We start from the raw sequence: 18,209 nt of genomic DNA, 5'->3' as shown, positions 1-18,209 counted from the left end.
TCCGGTCCGCCCGTTGACGGTACGCTGACGCGCGTGACTCCAGAAGAGCTTGCCGCAGCCATCCGCACCATCCTGGAAGAGGCCTCCGCCGAGGGATCCCTCGCCCTGCCCGCCGCCGAGATCCCCGATCCCCGCGTCGAGCGTCCCCGCAACCGCGACCACGGCGACTGGTCCACCAACGTGGCCATGCAGCTGGCCAAGAAGGCGGGCACCAAGCCGCGCGATCTCGCCGAGCTGCTCGTCCCGCGTCTTGAGGCCCTCGACGGCATCGCCTCCGTGGAGGTCGCCGGCCCCGGCTTCCTCAATATCCGCCTCGACGCCGCCAGCGCCGGCGAGCTCGCCCGCTCCATCGTCGAGGCCGGAGAGGCCTACGGCTGCAATGACTCCCTGAGCGGCCAGCACATCAACCTCGAGTACGTCTCCGCCAACCCCACCGGCCCGGTGCACCTGGGCGGCGCCCGCTGGGCCGCCGTCGGCGACTCCCTGGCCCGAATCCTGTCCGCCTGCGGCGCCCAGGTCACCCGGGAGTACTACTTCAACGACCACGGCACCCAGATCGACCGCTTCGCCGCCTCCCTGCTGGCCTCCGCCCGTGGCCAGGAGACCCCCGAGGACGGCTACGGCGGCGCCTACATCAGTGAGATCGCCCAGCAGGTGACCGCCGACGAGCTCGCCGCCGGCCGCCCCGACCCGGCCACTCTGCCCGACGCCGAGGCCGTCGAGGTCTTCCGAGCCCGCGGCGTTGACCTCATGTTCGCCGCCGTCAAGGCCGAGCTGCACGCATTCCGCTCCGACTTCGACGTCTTCTTCCACGAGGACTCCCTGCACACCTCCGGCGCCGTCGAGCGCGCCATCGACCGTCTGCGCGAGCGCGGCGTCATCGAGGAACGCGACGGCGCCACCTGGCTGCGCACCACTGACTTCGGCGACGACAAGAACCGGGTCCTCATCAAGTCCGATGGGAACACCTCCTACTTCGCGGCCGATCTCGCCTACTACCTGGACAAGCGCGAGCGCGGCGCCGACTGCGCCCTCTACCTGTTCGGGGCCGACCACCACGGCTACATCGGCCGGATGATGGCCATGTGCGCGGCCTTCGGCGACGAGCCCGGTGTCAACATGCAGATTGTCATCGGCCAGTTCGTCAACCTTGTCAAGGATGGTCAGCCCGTGCGCATGTCCAAGCGCGCCGGCACCATCGTGACACTCGGTGACCTCGTTGACGCCGTCGGCGTGGACGCCGCCCGCTACGCCCTGGCCCGCTCGTCCATGGACTCCGCCATCGATATCGACCTGGACCTGCTGGCCTCCACCTCGAGCGAGAACCCGGTGTACTACGTCCAGTACGCCCACGCCCGCACGCGCAACGTGGCCCGCAACGCCGCGGAGCACGGAGTGTCCCGCTCGGCCGGCTTCCTCCCGGCGGCGCTGGACGACCCGGCGGACTCCGCACTGCTCGGCGTGCTGGCCCAGTTCCCGGCGATCGTCACCCAGGCGGCGCAGCTGCGCGAGCAGCACCGGGTGGCCCGCTACCTCGAGCAGCTGGCCGCCGCCTACCACGCCTGGTACGGCGCCACCCGCGTTACTCCCCGCGGAGACGACCCGGTCACGTCCGGGCACGTGGCCCGCCTCTGGCTCAACGACGCCGTCGGGCAGGTCCTTGCCAACGGGCTCGGTCTGCTGGGCGTGACCGCACCGGAGAGGATGTGACAGACGATGGCCGACCAGGTGCCCGCCGGTGAGCCGCCCCTAGGGGCGCTGACCTGCCCCGAGCCCGAGGACCGTCCCGACCTGTGGCCCACCACGGCACGGCGCACGGTCGACGGTGAGTTGGCCCTGGGTGGGCTCGCCGTCTCCGAGATCCTCGCCGACGCCCCCAGCCCCGTCTTCGTCCTGGACGAGGCCGACCTGCGTGGCCGCGCCGCCTCCTGGAGCGCTGCCATGCACGAGGAGTTCTGGCCCAGCTACGGCATGGCCGGGGGAGAGGCCTTCTACGCTGGCAAGGCCTTCCTGACCACCAAGGTCGCCCAGTGGGTCCTCGAGGAGGGCATGGGCATCGACACCGCCCGCCGCGGCGAGCTCGCCGCGGGACTGGCTGCCCTGCAGGAGGTGGATGGGGCGGAGGCCACCACCAGCGCCACCCGTCTGGGCCTGCACGGCAACGGCAAGACGCAGGCCGAGATCGCCGTCGCCCTCACCCACCACGTGGGCCACCTCGTCCTCGACTCCCTCGAGGAGGTCGAGCTCGCCGTCCGCGCTGTGCGCGATCTGCGCGCCAGCGGCGTCTACGGGCCCGAGGAGACCGGCAAGGTCATGGTGCGCCTGACCACCGGTGTGCACGCCGGTGGCCACGAGTTCATCTCCACCGGCCACGAGGACCAGAAGTTCGGCCTCTCAGTCCTCGGAGGCGCTGCCCGGCAGGCCATCGATGCGATCATCGCCGCCCCCGAGCTCGAGCTGCACGGGCTGCACTCCCACATCGGCTCCCAGATCATGGACCTGGCCGGCTTCCGTGAGGCCGCCCGCGTCGTCCTCAGCCTGCGCCACGAGGTCTCCACGGACACGGGGCACCTGTGCCCGGAGGTCGACCTGGGCGGCGGCTACGGCATCGCCTACACCGGCGCGGACCCGGTGCCGCCCAGCCCGGCGGAGGTCGCCCGGACCCTCGCCGAGACGGTGCGCGAGCTGTGCACGGAGCTCGGTGACACGGTCCCGCACGTGTCCGTCGAGCCCGGGCGCAGCGTCGCCGGACCGGGCACCGTCATGCTCTACACGGTCACCGGGCTCAAGCGAGTCGAGCTGGGGGAGGGGGCCTCGCGCCTCTACGTGAGCGTCGACGGCGGCATGAGTGACAACATCCGTCCCGCCCTCTACGAGGCCGCGTACACGGCCCTGGTCGCCAACCGCCGACCCGGTCCGCAGGTCGGGCTAGTGCGCAGCCGGGTGGTGGGCAAGCACTGCGAGTCCGGCGACGTCGTCGTGCGTGACGTGGACCTGCCTGCGGACCTGGCGGTCGGCGACGTACTGGCCGTACCTGCCACAGGGGCATATGGGCGCTCCATGGCCTCCAACTACAACCTCTTCACCCGCCCCGGTGTGCGCTGGGTGCGTGAGAGCGAGTCGGGGTGGGTCCTGCGTCCTGAGACCATCGAGGACCTTCTGCGTCTCGAGGGCTGAGTCCCTGTATAGACTCCGGGCATGGGTGACAGTGACCGGGACTACCGCAGGGACTTCTACCGCGCGCTGAACGTCCATCAAGGCGCTCAGATGCTCAGCGAGGAGGAGGAGTTCGAGCGGTATTACGTCCCGATCTACGCCCGGCCCGACGGCCCGGCTGGGCCGGATCTGGTCGCGGAGATCGCCACTGCGATCGACTTCACCGCCGGTGGGTCGGTTCAGCTGCTCTCCGGCTACCGCGGCGCGGGAAAGACCACCGAGCTCCTACGCCTCAAACGGGAGTTGGATCGTGAGGTCTACCTCCCCGTCTACTTCGACATCGAGGACTACTTCAACCCTGAGCTTCCACTGGAGGCGGCGACTTTTCTCGTCGGCCTCGCCGCTGGCTTCGTTGACAACTGCGAGGAGATCGACGGGCTCAAGCAGAGTCTGTACCGCCGGGTTCAGACTTTCTTCCAGCGCCTCGACATTGATGCTGAACTTAGTGCCTCCGTCAGCGGGGGGCCGGCCTCTCTTGACCTGAGGGCGAGGTTCCGCGATGACGAGAGCTTCCGGGCGCAGGTCAAGGCCGCCCTGGACTCCAACCGCAAGACGTTCAAGGAGGAGATGCACGCCTTCTTCAACGATCTGGCGAACAGCCTGCCCGGGAACAGGACACCGGTCTTCATCGTCGACTCCATTGATCACTACCGGGGGCGGTCCTCCACCTTCGACGAGGTCCGCGACTCCGTGGAGGCCTTGTTCTCCCACTACGCCTCAGAGCTGGCCCTGCCCGGGATGCACGTGGTCTACACGGTGCCGGTGTACGTCAAACCTACGGGATGGGGCGGGGAGGTCTGGCCTGTCCTCAACGTCAAGGTGCGGGAGCGCCGCGGCGAGGACTGTCAGGAGGGCATCGACCTGCTGCGTCAGGTGCTGGCCCAACGCGCTCCGAATGGCGATGTGGAACGACTCCTGGGGGTGGAGACGGACCGGGTGATCCGGGCCTCGGGCGGCCTGTTCCGTGACCTGTTCCGCCTGGTTGCGGGCCTCCTGCTCAAGAACGGTCCGCTTCCAGTGAGACCCGAGGATGTCGATCAGGTGGAGCGCCAACAGCGCTCCCAGGCTGTCGCCGGGTTGACTCAGGAGCAGTGGGAGATCCTTCGCCAGGTGAAGGAGACCCAACAGCTCATCGTGCCGCGAGAGCTGACCTCGGAGGCCTGGACCCTCCAGGCGCTCGGGTACGTGCTGTGCTACCGCAACGGAACCGTTGACTGGTGGGGTGTGAATCCCCTTTTGGAGCCCCTCCTCGACGAGGACTAGTATGCGCGTCCCGAGTACCCCCTTGACGGTGAGCGTTGACCATGCCTGGTCGGATCTGTGTTGCCACCTGGAGTGGACCAGGAATGAGCCCACCGTCGTGGTGGTTGCGGCGCAGACTCGATCCCAGGCCAGGGACCTCAAGGAACGTGCCGCACTGTGGTGCCGAAGGGCGCACGAGTCCTGGACTGAGCCGGAGGCGGAGCAGCTTCTGAACGCCTGGTTGAACCGCCATCTCCCCGTTCCCGGTGTTCTCTTCCTGGATCTGTGGGATGAATGGGTGCGCCGCAGGGTTCTGCACATTCTCAACGAGATGCGGATGCGCCTGGCCCGCCCTGGGGGCGGATGCGTCATCGTCTGCGGGCCGATTGCACTTCTCAGTGACGCCGCCCGTGAGGCTGCGGACCTGTGGTCCATCCGGTCCTTGACTTGCGTCATCGGTTCCAGTTCTGGGGAACTGGTGGATTTGCCGCAGCACCGCGAAGAGGGCGACGGCTCTCGCTCTGTGGGAGCAAATGACGGTTCTCGGTACCGTTCCACCTGGAGCATCACGGTTCCTCCGGATCAGCGGACCCCCGAGCTTGCCGTCACCATCCGGGAGACGGACCGGGCCCGACGTCTGCTCCCCACCGAGCCGTGGAGGGCCAGAGAGGCCCTAGATGCTCTGCCCGAGGATCCATCTCCGTTGGCGTCGGCATTCAGAGGACTGACTGGCGCCGAGATCGGCGGCCTGCTCGACGACGCCGTCACCGTGGAGGTGAATCTCAAAGCCGTCCTGGAGACCCTTGCTGATTTTCCACCCCCCCTCCGCTCTCAGGTGGCGGATGCGGTTCTGGGCATTGCTATGACCTTCGGAGCCGTTGACGTTGCCGAACCAACAGTTCGGGAGCTGGAGCGGTTGGCTCGGGGGTTGGAGGAGTCGTTGGGGACGCCGCAGGCTCGTCGTGACCTGTCGGTGGCCCTGGACAATGTGGGGCGCGTAGCCGAGGCCCGTGGTGAGTGGGATGTGGCTGAGGCTGCCTACCGGGAGTCGATGGAGGTCCGGCGGGGGTTAGCGCTGGGGCTGGCTCGTGGGTTGGGGACGCCGCAGGCTCGTCGTGACCTGTCGGTGGCCCTGGACAATGTGGGGCGCGTAGCCGAGGCCCGTGGTGAGTGGGATGTGGCTGAGGCTGCCTACCGGGAGTCGTTGGAGGTCCGGCGGGGGGTGGAGGAGTCGTCGGGGACACCTCAGGCCCGTCGTGACCTGTCGGTCTCTTTGAACAATGCGGGGCGGGTGGCCGAGGCCCGTGGTGAGTGGGATGTGGCTGAGGCTGCCTACCGGGAGTCGTTGGAGGTCCGGCGGGAGCTGGAGGATCTGCTGGGAACCCCGCAGGCTCAGCAGGACGTGTCAGCCTCTGAGGAGAACCTCAAGCGTCTGAACCAGAAGCGCGCTGATCTGGGAGAGCTCTGAGTGGAACCGCGCCTCAGCGAACCTGAAGAACGTCTGTTTGGAGGACTGGAACAACCACAATACGGTCTGTCTGATAGGGGAAGCACAGCGTCAGCACAGCCTAGCGAGGCGAGTCTTGTGCGGTACCTACAAATATCTGCGGAATAAATTGTATTAAACGTAAGTTTTGAATGTGATGAGACTGTGAGGTCGCGCGTGTTTTGGGTGTTCGCTGTTCCCAATCAGTCGGTTTGTGACACAGTGGTCTTGGTCATCACGGGGCGGCCTCTCCCTCTCCTGAACAGACGGTGGGAACGTTCGGTGATGTTTCACAAGGCAGACCCTTGTCATCTATGCCAGGAATCCGGAGAACCCATGAACACAATGTCCACGGGCGCCGCCTCTCGGCCGGCCCTCTCGCGAGGGGCGGTGAGGGGGGCCGCCGCCATCCTCGCTCTCTTCCTTGTCGCGATCATGTCTCAGTTCGCCCCTCAGGCGAGCGCCGAGGAGAACAAGAGCGTCAACGTCACCAACCTGTCTCTGACACGTGTGGACGGCAACAACGTTGAGCAGGACGGAAAGCTCAACACCTACGACCTCGCCCGCCTCAGCTTCGACTGGAGCGGCGTCGACGCCAACCTCAAGGCCGGAGACTCCTTCACGATCGGTCTGGGTGAGTACTTCACCAACCTGCAGAACAGCGAGTCCCACCCGATGACCGTCGAGTACGGCGGCAAGGATGTCGAGGTCGGTACCTGCACCCTGACCGTCAAGGACGTCACCTGCACCTTCAACTCCAAGGTTGACGAGCTGAAGGCCGCCGGCTTCCACAACTTCAAGGGTTCCGGCTCCGCCCTGGTGGCCGTTGCCAAGGCCACCGACGTGCAGACCGTTGACTTCACCGTCAACGGCGTGACCACGACCGTCACCCTGCCCGGTGGCGGCGGCATCGACGGCCCCAAGGAGAGCGACTGGGAGCTCACCAAGTGGGCCTCCAGCTTCTACAACAACTACAAGGAGCTGACCTGGGGTGTGAACTTCGGGACCAACCAGACCACTGGTGACAAGCTCGGTAAGACCTTCGACGGCTCCCGCCAGAGCATCGTCTTCACCGATACCCTCGGCGGCGGCATGACCTTCAACCAGGCTGACGCCACCCGTACGGTCCTCAACCTGCGTCCTGCGGATGGCAAGTCCATCCCGGTGACCAACGCCGCCGGCCAGGACGCCACCACCCAGTACGGCGACTTCGATGTCAAGGCCACCTACTCCCAGGACGGCCGCACTGCGACCTACGAGGTCACTGGTCCGTTCCAGAACGGCACCAACTTCACCCTGGAGTACCCCGTCTCCTTCGTGGACGCCAACGGCAACGCCGTCGCCGCCTCCCGGGGCACCTCCTACGAGAACACCGTGAACCTCAACGGCACGGACCTGACCAGCACTCAGAGCCAGTCCTACGTCCAGTACTTCGACATCTCGGTCCAGATGGAGCCCGGCTTCGGTGGCTTCAATGTGACCAAGGTCGTCGAGGGTGAGGCTGCCGCACAGGCCGCCGGCTCCAGCTTCGTCGTCGACGTCGCCTACGAGCTGCCGGCCGCAGCCAGCTCCTACCCGGACTGGAAGGCTCCCGAGGGCCAGAAGGCCACCGGTGAGGGCCGCTCCGGAACCTCCTCCGTCACGGTCAAGCCGGGTGAGCCGGTCGCCTTCGACGGCACCTTCCCCGTGGGCACCAAGATCACGCTCACCGAGGACACCTCCAAGGCTCAGCCCGCCGCCTCCGGCTTCAGCTGGGGCGAGCCGGTCTTCACCGTGGACGGTCAGAAGACCAACACCTTCACCATCCGCGACCAGGAGATCGTCAAGGTCTCCCTGACCAACACGACGACCGGGACGCCGCCGACGACCACGCAGATGCCGCCCACGGCGTCCAACCCGCCTGCGACCCCGCCGGTCGACACCCCGCCGACGACCACCGCGACGCCGCCGACGACCACGCAGGCCCCGCCCACGGCGTCCAACCCGCCTGCGACCCCGCCGACGACCACGCAGCAGCCGCCGAGCACCCCGGGTGCTCCGGTACCGCCCACCTCCACCCCGAAGACGCCGAACGGTGGTACCCCGCCGCTGGCGCACACCGGTGCTAACGCCGTTGCGCTCCTGCTGCTCGCCGGCGCCGGCCTGGGTGGCGGTGCCCTCCTGGTGGCTCGTCGCCGCAAGGCCTCCTGAGTGCGGGTAACCGCCTCTCGGGTCTGAGCACTCTGTCATCAGAGCCCACCTAGTGGCCCCGCCCCGGTTCAACCGGGGCGGGGCCACTGGTCATCTCTGCCCAGGGCCGCCAGCACTCCGCCGGCCCTGCTCCGAGGCTTGCCGAAAGCAGGACAACCCATGGGATCGTCTCAGCCATGAGGAGGAGGCCCCTCTCCTCGCTAATCGTTCTCCTGGGGGGCGCTAGGCGGTGCGATGCTTTTCTAACCTGAAGGCATGAGCGCAACGACCTCCTCCTCTCCGTCCTCCCTGACATCCTTCGTCTCCTCCCTGGAGCAGCCGCCCCCGGCCTGGGGGTACTCCGACGGTGCGACCACCCCGATGTCCATGGGCCTGGGACGGGTGATCGCTCGGTTGCTCAAGCAGATCATCTGGCGCCACTGAGCGCGCCCTTCCGTCCGCGCGGTCTCTGACGGGTTTTGGAGGTGCCTCTCCTGGCCTCATCGGACCAAGGAGCACAGGATGGCCGTGTGTCCACAGGCGGACATGCAAGCGCTCCACGGCCGATGCCCCTTATGCTGGCCCGCAGCGATGGCCAGCGCGGGTGGGCGGCCGGTTGACCGTGCCCGCCGTGACCGGCCTCATCGCATGACGCAGTCGAAGTGCCCACGCGCGGCACGCAACACAGCACACACAGCAAGGTGGTCATCCCGTGGCTCAGGACCTCTCACCCGCCCAACGCACACTCACAGTCGGCGTCCTTGGCGCCGGGACCGTTGGCAGCCAGGTCATTCGCCTCCTCACCGAGCAGGTCGACGACTTTGCCGCCCGCTCCGGTGCACGTCTTGAGATTACGGGCGTCGCCGTCCGTGATGTCAACGCGCCGCGTGACGCCTCCGTCCCCCGGGACCTTCTCACCGATGACGCCACCGCCGTCGCCACCGGGAACGACCTGGTCATTGAGCTCATCGGCGGGATCGAGCCGGCCCGCACCCTCATCCTGGCCGCTTTCAAGGCCGGGGCCAGCGTCATCACCGGCAACAAGGCCCTCATCGCAGCCCACGGCCCCGAGCTCTACGCCGCTGCGGCGGCGGCCGGCACCGACTTCTACTACGAGGCCGCTGTCGCCGGCGCCATCCCGGTCGTCTACGCGCTGCGCGAGTCGATGGCCGGCGACCGCGTCACCAGCGTTCTCGGCATCGTCAACGGCACCACCAACTACATCCTCGATGAGATGAGTACCAAGGGCCTGTCCTTTGAGACCGCCCTGGCCACCGCCCAGGAGCTCGGCTACGCCGAGGCCGACCCCACCGCCGACGTCGACGGCCTGGACGCCGCCGCCAAGGCCGCCATCATCGCCTCGCTCGCGTTCCACACCCGCGTGGGCCTCGACGACGTCTCCGTCGAGGGCATCCGCGCGGTCACCGCCGACGATATCCGCGAGGCCCACGCCTCGGGCTGCGAGCTCAAGCTGCTCGCCATCGCCCAGCGCCGCGACGACGAGCACGCCCAAGGCGTCTCCGTGCGGGTCCACCCCGCCCTCGTGCCCAGTGACCACCCGCTGGCCAGTGTTCACGGGGCCTACAACGCCGTCCTCGTCGAGGCCGAGAGCGCCGGGCGCCTCATGTTCTACGGACAGGGCGCGGGGGGAGCCCCGACGGCATCCGCGGTCCTGTCCGACGTCGTCGCCGCCGCCGCCCACCGGGTCCATGGCGGTCAGGCGCCCCGTGAGTCCTCCTACGCGAGCCTGACGGTCCTCGGCCCGGAGGCCGCCGTCACCCGGTACCAGATCCAGCTGCGCTCCGAGGACGCCGTCGGTTCGCTGGCCGCCATGGCCACGGTCTTCGCCGACAACGGCGTCTCCATCAACTCGGTGCGCCAGAGCGCCTACGTCACCACCGATGGCAGCGAGGACCAGGCCGTCGTCACCTTCGTGACCCACCCGGCTCCCGTCTTCCACCTCGACGCCGCTGTCGAGGGGCTGCGGGCCTCGGAGCGGGTCGCCGAGATCGTCTCCATCCAACGCGTCGAAGGTGAGTGACATGCGCATCGTCTACGAGCGCGCCGCCGTCCGGGTCCCGGCAACAACGGCGAACATGGGACCCGGCTTCGACTCCTTCGGCATGGCCTTCCGCTACTACGACGAGGCCTCGGTGCGGCCGATCACCGGCACCACCCGCGTCATCGTCGAGGGTGTCGGCGCAGAGACTGTCCCCACTGACGACGACAACCTCGTCGTGCAGGCCCTGCGGGCCGGTCTGGACGCCGTCGGCGCGCCTCAGGCCGGCTTCGAGATGCGCTGCGTCAACCGGATCCCCCACGGCGGAGGCATGGGATCCTCCGCCAGCGCCGCGGTCGCCGGGCTCATGCTGGCGCGCGGTCTCATCTCCGAGCCCGAGGCCCTCAGCGACGACCGGATCTTCGCCCTGGCCACCGACTTCGAGGGCCACCCCGATAACGTCGCACCCGCCGTCTTCGGAGGCGCCACTGTCGCCTGGGTCGAGCGTGGGGGACACCCGCGTATGGCCCCCATGCCCGTGGACGCCTCCCTCGGCGTCAGCCTGCTCATCCCGCCGGCGACGACGCGCCTGTCCACCAAGGAGGCCCGCCAGGTCCTGCCGGTCTCCGTGCCGCGCGAGGACGCCCTGTTCAACACCTCACGTGCCGCCGTTCTCATGCTGGCACTCGCCGGACGCCCCGACCTGCTCATGGCCGGGACCGAGGACCGGCTCCACCAGGAGTACCGACGTGGGGTCCTGCCCGCCTCGATGGCGGTCATGGACTCCCTGCGTGAGCAGGGCTACCCGGCGGTCATCTCCGGCGCGGGCCCCACGGTGCTGGTCCTGTCCACCCTGGCCGACCAGACCCGTTTCGCCCTGGAGAGCCACGGTTGGAGCGTGCTCACCCCCGGGATCGACACTCGTGGGGCGGTCCTGACCTCCTGATCCGCGCTAACGGCTTCTTCATCCGCCTCCTTGATCGCGGGCGTCCCCGAGTCCAGGGGCGTCCGCGATCTGTGTCCGCCCTGGAGCCCCGGTGGGGTGGGCGTGCCACATTCCCAGGTGGGAAGCGCGTCACACTCAAGTAGTTGAGAAATAAACTATATATGTCTCCGGTTCCATCAGTACACAAGAGATCACGTAGAACCAGTGCAGGAACAGTGAGGACGTCGCATGCAGTTCGGAATCTTCACGGTTGGAGACATCACCACCGACCCGGCCACAGGCAAGGCCCCCAGTGAGCACCAGCGCATCAAGAACACTGTCGAGATGGCGGTTCTGGCCGAGCAGGCGGGCCTGGACTTCTTCGCCACCGGGGAGCACCACAACCCGCCCTTCGCGCCGTCGTCGCCCACGACCCTGCTGGCCAACATCGCTGCACGCACGGACAAGCTGCTCCTGACCACCGCCACCACCCTCATCACCACCAATGATCCGGTGCGTCTGGCCGAGGAGTACGCCTACCTCCAGCACCTCTCCGACGGACGCGTCGACCTCATGATGGGGCGCGGCAACACCGGACCGGTCTACCCCTGGTTCGGCAAGGACATCCGCAAGGGCATCTCGCTCGCGGTGGAGAACTACGACCTGCTGCGCCGCCTGTGGCGTGAGACCAACGTGGACTGGGAGGGCGAGTTCCGTACCGCGCTGCAGGACTTCACCTCCATGCCCCGCCCGCTCGACGGCGTCCCGCCCTTCGTGTGGCACGCCTCCATCCGCTCGCCCCAGATCGCCGAACAGGCTGCTTACTACGGAGACGGCTACCTGCACAACAACATCTTCTGGCCCATCGACCACGTCAAGAAGATGGTCGACCTCTACCGCGAGCGCTTCGCCTTCTACGGCCATGGTGAGCCCGAGCAGGCGATCGTGGGCCTGGGCGGCCAGATCTTCGCTGCCAGGAGCGAGGCCGAGGCCATTGAGCGCTACACCCCCTACTTCCGCAACACCTACGTCTACCAGGGTGCGGCTCTGGAGGAGATGACGCAGCACACGCCTCTCGCCGTCGGCACGCCCGAGCAGATCGTGGAGAAGTACCTGACCTACCGGGACGCGATCGGCGACTACCAGCGTCAGGCCTTCAACGTGGACCTGGGCGGCGTCCCGCACAAGGAGATCATGAAGCAGATCGAGTACCTGGGTTCCGAGATCGTCCCGGCACTGCGCGCCGAGCTGGAGCCCACCAAGCCCGAGGGTGTTCCGGAGGCACCGCTCCACCCGCGCCACCGGGCCCTGCTGGAGGGGGCCGAGCCCCCGGCTGAGGAGCCCTTCTCCCTGTCCAACGAGTTCGACCCGCTCACGGGCCGGAAGGTGAGTATCTGAGATGGCCCGGGAAACCTTTGACACGACGAGTGACAAGCAGGAGATGGATGACGTGACCACTGACACGACTGCGCCTGTCGCCCCGTTCGGGGGCACCCAGTCCCTGGCCGGATCGCCGACCTACGATGCCTACGCCAATACCCAGATGGGGCGTCTGAGCCGGATCGTGGCTCTGCACGCCGGGGTCTCGGAGCCCTCGACCTCCCAGATGCTCGCCGAGCGGCTGGCTGAGTCGACCCGCAAGGCTTTGGAGTCCGACTCCCGCCTCGCCAGCATCGAGGTCATCGGGCTCAGGCCCCTGGTCAAGGACATCGCCCTGGCCAGTGTGGGCGGATTGGTGTCTGCCGACCTGCAGAAGGTGATCGACGCCCTGTCCGCCGCCGACGGCGTCGTCCTTGTCAGCCCGGTCTTTCAGGCCTCCTACTCCGGACTGTTCAAGTCTGCCATGGATGTGCTGCCGGCCGGCACGCTTGAGGGCGTCCCCGTCCTGCTGGGGCGACGGCCGGCACTGCGCGGCACAGTCTTGTCACCGAGATGGCGCTGCGGCCGCTGGTTGCCTACATGAAGGCCCTGCCGACGCAGACCGCTGTCTTCGCGGCCAGTGAGGACTTTGGCGCGGCCTGGCAGACGCCGTCATCCTCTGAGAGGCCCGAGTCGCCCTTGAGCGAGCGTATGGCCCGGGCGGGGCGGGAGCTGGCCACACTCATGGAGCGCTTCCCGCGCCAGGCGCCGGTCGACCCGCTGGCCGACTTCGCGCCCATGGGGGTGCTTCTCGCAGGTCGCTGAGGCCGTGAGCCTGGGGGCTCGAAGGGCAAGAGCCGACTCGGGTGCGCCCGAGTCGATCATCCAGGTGGGGCCGATCGCGCGTATGGTCGGCCCCACCGGTGTCAAGGCGGTGGCGAGAGATGTCATAGGTGGAATAACGGCGGCATACCCGGCGTTGCGCGCCGGTGTTCCGTTAGGCACTGCGCGAAGGGGCTGCTATGCTGGCGCCGTCAGCCGCGCGGATCGCACCACGCCGTTGACCGCACCAGCCCCGGACCTGAGGCTCAGGTCTCAGCAGGAACCGGCAGTGCATGACCCACCCCCGTGAACGATTCCGGGGGAGTCTCCCCAGTTGAACGTCTCCTTCTTCGGAGCGTCATCACACCGTTAGGACACTCGTGACCGAGACCTCCAGCGCCCAGCCCTCGCTTTCCACCATGCGTCTGGCCGAGCTTCAGTCGCTTGCCGGTTCCATGGGCCTCAAGGGCACCTCCCGTATGCGCAAGAGTGAGCTCGTTGCCGCTATCCGTCAGGCGCGCGGCTCCTCCGCCTCCACTCCCGACTCCCACAGCGCGTCGAACAGCTCGCCCGATGCCGGGGCGACCGACGCCGCCGACTCCTCTTCCTCCTCCTCATCGACCGGTGAGCCCTCATCGGAGCAGCCCCAGGCCGCCGCCTCAGGGCGCTCCCGCCGCCGTCGTGCCACTGCCGCCTCCGGCTCCCCTGAGGAGCGCCGGTCCGCGCCGGTCCTCGACCTGGGCCTCGATCTGCCTGAGCGCTCCGACTCCTCCAGCGGCGACTCGGCCAAAGGCTCCGGCCATGACGAGGAGCGCCCCGCACGCAGCCGCTGGCGTGAGCGCGCCGAGCGCTCCGAGGCCGCTGAGGGTGGCGATGACCGCGACTCCCACGGCCGCTCGGAGCGGGGCGAGCGCTCCTCGCGCGATCAGCTTCGCCGCGGCCGCCGGCGCGCCCAGGCCTCCGCAGGTGCCCCCGAGAACCAGGAGCGCGCCTCGCGCGAGCCCCGCACCGACTCGCCCGAGGATCATGCCGACGCCAAGGCCGCCCTCATGCGGGACCTGGCCGATGCCACCGGAACCTCCGTCGTCGAGTCCCAGGAGCGCTCGCGTCGGGGCCGTGACGGCAATGATGACTCCGACGGCTACGACGACGAGCGCGGTGGGCGACGTCGTCGGGGCCGTAAGCGTGGACGCGACCGCTTCGACCGCGATGACCGCGACTCCGGCCGTGAGGGCCGCGACGGCAACGCCGGACGCGGCAACCGCAACCAGTCGCGCGAGGACGAGGTCCTCCTGCCGGTCGCCGGCATCCTGGACGTCTCCGACAACCAGCACGCCTACCTGCGTACCTCCGGCTACCTGCCCGGCCCCAAGGACGTCTACGTCTCCAACCAGCTCATCAAGGACAACGGGCTGCGCGCCGGCGACGCCGTGACCGGCTGGGTCCGCGAGGGCGCCGAGTCCTCCACGCCCCACCAGGGCGGGCGCAACAACCGCCGTCAGAACCGGGCCGGCCGGGTCAAGTACAACCCCATGGTCAGCGTCGAGACCGTCAACGGCATGGACGCCGAGCGCTCCAAGCGCCGCCCCGAGTTCGCCAAGCTCACCCCCCTCTACCCCCAGGAGCAGCTGCGGCTGGAGACCACCCCCAAGGCCGTCACCCCGCGGATCATCGACCTGGTCTCGCCCATCGGCAAGGGGCAGCGCGGACTCATCGTCTCCCCGCCCAAGGCGGGTAAGACGATCGTCCTGCAGCAGATCGCCAACGCCATCAGCGTCAACAACCCCGAGGCCCACCTCATGGTCGTGCTCGTCGACGAGCGCCCCGAGGAGGTCACCGACATGCAGCGCACGGTCAAAGGTGAGGTCATCGCCTCCACCTTCGACCGCCCGGCCTCCGACCACACGATCGTGGCCGAGCTGGCCATCGAGCGCGCCAAGCGCCTCGTGGAGCTGGGCCAGGACGTCGTCGTGCTGCTGGACTCCATCACCCGCCTCGGGCGCGCCTACAACCTGGCGGCCCCGGCCAGCGGCCGGATCCTCTCCGGTGGTGTGGACGCCTCCGCCCTCTACCCGCCCAAGCGCTTCTTCGGGGCGGCCCGCAACGTGGAGAGCGGCGGCAGCCTGACCATCCTGGCCACGGCCCTGGTGGAGACCGGCTCCAAGATGGATGAGGTCATCTTCGAGGAGTTCAAGGGGACCGGGAACATGGAGCTGCGGCTGTCGCGCCAGCTCGCCGACAAGCGCATCTTCCCGGCCGTGGACGTGGCCGCCTCCGGCACCCGCCGTGAGGAGCTGCTCATCGACCCCGCCCAGCTCAAGATCATGTGGCGTCTGCGCCGCCTCTTCGCCGGGCTGGAGCAGCAGCAGGCCCTCGAGCTGGTGCTCTCCAAGCTCAAAGACACCCAGTCCAACGCCGAGTTCCTCATGGTGCTGTCCAAGACCACCCCGGCCGGTACGTCTCTGGCCGACGGCGAGGACGAGTAACGCAACCGGCCAGGTGCCCGGTCTCACGCGGCTCAGCCGTTGCAACGGTCCGTGAGACAGTGGCAAAATCTGCTGCTGGCCTCCGGTTCACTCACGCTCCCGCGTGGGACCCGGGACCCTCTGACGCTTAAGGAGAAACCTATGAAGCAGGGCATCCACCCCGACTACGTGGCCACCACGGTCACGTGCACCTGTGGCAACACCTTCGAGACCCGCTCCACCGTCACCTCCGGTGAGATCCGCGTGGACGTGTGCTCGGCCTGCCACCCGTTCTACACCGGCAAGCAGAAGATCCTCGACACCGGTGGCCGCGTTGCCCGCTTCGAGGCCCGGTACGGCAAGCGCAGCAAGTAGCCGCGTCTCACGACGCCGGCGGCCGGCTCCTAGAGCCGCCGTCGGCGTCGTTTGCATATCGCACGAGTGCCGCTGGTGCCCGTCAGTACGACTTCTAGCCAGTGAAGGAACCCGAGTCCATGAGTGAGGACTTCTCCGCCGCAGAACCGCTCCTGGCCGAGTACGCGGATATCGAGGCCGAGATGGCCGGGCCCGCGGCCGCCGACCCCGACGCCATGCGTCGGCTGGGGCGCCGCTACGCCGAGCTGGGCAGGGTCGTATCCGCCTACCGGGCCTGGCAGTCGGCCAGCGCCGACCTGGCCGACGCCCGCGAGCTGGCCGCTGAGGATGAGGACTTCGCCGCCGAGGTGCCGGCTCTTGAGGCTGCTGAGGCCGCTGCCGGCGAGCACTTGCGCGAGGTCCTCGTGCCTCGGGACCCTGACGACGCCCGCGACGTCATCATCGAGGTCAAGGCCGGTGAGGGCGGTGAGGAGTCGGCGCTGTTCGCCTCCGACCTGGCCCGTATGTACTCCCGCTACGCCGAACGGCAGGGGTGGGCCGTGGAGGTCCTTGACGCCACCGACTCCGACCTGGGCGGTTACAAGGACGTGCGCCTGGCTATCAAGACCCGCGGACCCGTAGAGCCCCAGGACGGGGTGTGGGCGCACCTGAAGTACGAGGGCGGCGTCCACCGCGTCCAGCGCGTCCCGGTCACCGAGTCCCAGGGGCGCATCCACACCTCCGCGGCCGGCGTCCTCGTCATGCCGGAGGCCGACGACCCCGGCGAGCTCCAGATCGACGCCGCCGATCTTCGCATCGACGTCTTCCGCTCCTCGGGGCCGGGGGGCCAGAGCGTCAACACCACGGACTCGGCCGTGCGCATCACGCACCTGCCCACGGGGATCGTCGTATCCATGCAGAACGAGAAGTCCCAGCTGCAGAACAAGGAGGCGGCCATGCGGGTCCTGCGGGCCCGGCTCCTGGCCGAGCGTGCGGCCGCCGCCGCGGCCGAGGCGGCGCAGGCCCGTCGCAGTCAGGTGCGCACTGTGGACCGCTCCGAGCGCATCCGCACCTACAATTTCCCTGAGAACCGGATCGCCGACCACCGCACCGGCTTCAAGGCCTACAACCTTGACGCCGTTCTCGACGGTGACCTCGGCCCGGTGATCGCCTCGGCCATCGCCATGGACGAGGCTGAACGATTATCCCAGGTGGGTGAGGGCAGTGGTTCCTGAGTTGTGCGGCGGCGCGCCGGCGGGCGCGGTGGACCGCTACGGGCTGCGGGCGCTGGTGCGCCAGGCAGCCGGTCGGCTGGCTGCGGCGGGCGTGACCAGTCCCCAGGTCGATGCCCGAATCCTGGCCGAGCACCTGCTGGGGAGGGCCCTGCTGCTGGCCGACGGCGCCGACGGCGACTTCCCGGCCGCCTATGACGCGCTGGTGCTGCGCCGCGAGTGCCGTGAGCCCCTCCAGCACATCATCGGGCGTATGTGGCTGCGGGGCGCCGAGCTCATCAGCCGTCCCGGCGTGTTCATCGTGCGCCCGGAGACCGAGGTGGTGGCCGGGGCCGCCATTGAGGCGGCCCGAGAGGTCATGGACGGCGGTGGGGGAGTGGTCCTGACCGCTGACCTGTGTACCGGCTCGGGCGCGATCGCCGCCTGCATCGCCAAGGAGGTGCCGGGAGCCCGGGTGGTCGCCGTCGAGATCAGCGAGACCGCTGCGTCTCTGGCCCGCGAGAACTGTGAGCGGCTGGTGCCCGGACGCGTCGAGGTGATCCACGCCGACGCCACCGACCCGCTGGTCCTTCACGACCTCAACGGGCAGGTCGACGTCGTCGTCTCCAACCCGCCCTACGTGCCGGCCGGCGCCGTGGAAGATACCGAGACCTCCCAGCACGAGCCCACCGTGGCCCTCTACGGCGGCGGCCCCGACGGACTGGATATTCCGATCGATGTCCTCGTGCGCTCGGTCGCGCTGCTGCGCACCGGCGGGGTACTCGTCATGGAGCACGACCACGAGCAGGGGGCGCTGCTGCGCGCCGCCGCGCTCGGGGCCGGGTTCAAGCAGGCCGAGACCGGCCAGGACCTCACCGGCCGCGACCGCTACCTGCGCGCCGTGCGGTAAACCCGCCGGCGGGGCCAGCAGTGCTCGGGCCGCCTGCCGCCTCTGCAGTCG

At 68.6% G+C, this 18,209-nt stretch carries 13 protein-coding genes and 1 pseudogene; all 14 read left to right on the top strand.

All coding sequences use genetic code 11. From position 1 onward, the window contains the following. Positions 1-33 precede the first annotated feature (33 nt). Entirely contained in the window at positions 34-1,710 is a 1,677-nt protein-coding gene (gene argS, locus RIV12_RS06525) for an arginine--tRNA ligase (protein ID WP_309322883.1), read from the top strand. Positions 1,711-1,716: 6 nt separating this feature from the next. After that, the gene (gene lysA, locus RIV12_RS06520) at positions 1,717-3,177 is read left to right on the top strand and encodes a diaminopimelate decarboxylase (protein WP_309322882.1); all 1,461 of its coding nucleotides are present in this window, start codon (positions 1,717-1,719) and stop codon (positions 3,175-3,177) included. Between the two features lie 21 nt (positions 3,178-3,198). After that, positions 3,199-4,479 (top strand): hypothetical protein, encoded by a 1,281-nt coding sequence (locus tag RIV12_RS06515; protein WP_309322881.1) that lies wholly within the window; start codon positions 3,199-3,201, stop codon positions 4,477-4,479. 28 nt (positions 4,480-4,507) lie between these two features. After that, complete coding sequence (locus RIV12_RS06510) at positions 4,508-5,926, top strand: tetratricopeptide repeat protein (RefSeq protein ID WP_309322880.1); 1,419 nt, start codon at positions 4,508-4,510, stop codon at positions 5,924-5,926. Positions 5,927-6,280: 354 nt separating this feature from the next. Then, a complete protein-coding gene (locus tag RIV12_RS06505) occupies positions 6,281-8,134 on the top strand; it encodes a DUF7926 domain-containing protein (RefSeq protein WP_309322879.1) in 1,854 nt (617 codons plus the stop codon). 255 nt (positions 8,135-8,389) lie between these two features. Continuing rightward, positions 8,390-8,557: a hypothetical protein gene (locus RIV12_RS06500; protein WP_309322878.1), complete on the top strand. Its 168-nt coding sequence runs from the start codon at positions 8,390-8,392 to the stop codon at positions 8,555-8,557. Positions 8,558-8,825: 268 nt separating this feature from the next. Further along, positions 8,826-10,154, top strand: a complete 1,329-nt coding sequence (locus RIV12_RS06495) for a homoserine dehydrogenase (protein WP_075416937.1) — start codon at positions 8,826-8,828, stop codon at positions 10,152-10,154. A 1-nt stretch (position 10,155) separates the two neighbouring features. Further along, on the top strand, positions 10,156-11,058 hold the full coding sequence (gene thrB / locus RIV12_RS06490; protein ID WP_075416938.1) for a homoserine kinase: 903 nt from the start codon (positions 10,156-10,158) through the stop codon (positions 11,056-11,058). Positions 11,059-11,286: 228 nt separating this feature from the next. After that, a complete protein-coding gene (locus RIV12_RS06485; RefSeq protein ID WP_075416939.1) occupies positions 11,287-12,435 on the top strand; it encodes a CE1758 family FMN-dependent luciferase-like monooxygenase in 1,149 nt (382 codons plus the stop codon). 1 nt (position 12,436) lies between these two features. Continuing rightward, a pseudogene (locus RIV12_RS06480) lies at positions 12,437-13,221 on the top strand (CE1759 family FMN reductase). A gap of 377 nt (positions 13,222-13,598) precedes the next feature. Beyond that, positions 13,599-15,704 carry a transcription termination factor Rho gene (gene rho, locus RIV12_RS06475; protein WP_309322877.1) on the top strand — a complete coding sequence of 702 codons (2,106 nt, stop codon included), beginning with the start codon at positions 13,599-13,601 and terminating at the stop codon, positions 15,702-15,704. A 141-nt stretch (positions 15,705-15,845) separates the two neighbouring features. After that, positions 15,846-16,058, top strand: a complete 213-nt coding sequence (gene rpmE, locus RIV12_RS06470) for a 50S ribosomal protein L31 (RefSeq protein WP_003782958.1) — start codon at positions 15,846-15,848, stop codon at positions 16,056-16,058. A 119-nt stretch (positions 16,059-16,177) separates the two neighbouring features. Next, entirely contained in the window at positions 16,178-17,272 is a 1,095-nt protein-coding gene (gene prfA, locus RIV12_RS06465) for a peptide chain release factor 1 (RefSeq protein ID WP_309322876.1), read from the top strand. Further along, complete coding sequence (gene prmC, locus RIV12_RS06460; protein WP_075418559.1) at positions 17,262-18,158, top strand: peptide chain release factor N(5)-glutamine methyltransferase; 897 nt, start codon at positions 17,262-17,264, stop codon at positions 18,156-18,158. Before prfA ends, prmC begins: the two co-directional genes overlap by 11 nt. Positions 18,159-18,209: the final 51 nt, after the last annotated feature.

This window comes from Actinomyces stomatis (assembly GCF_031292835.1).
Lineage (GTDB): Bacteria > Actinomycetota > Actinomycetes > Actinomycetales > Actinomycetaceae > Actinomyces > Actinomyces stomatis.
This window is presented reverse-complemented; position numbering and strand designations above follow the sequence as displayed.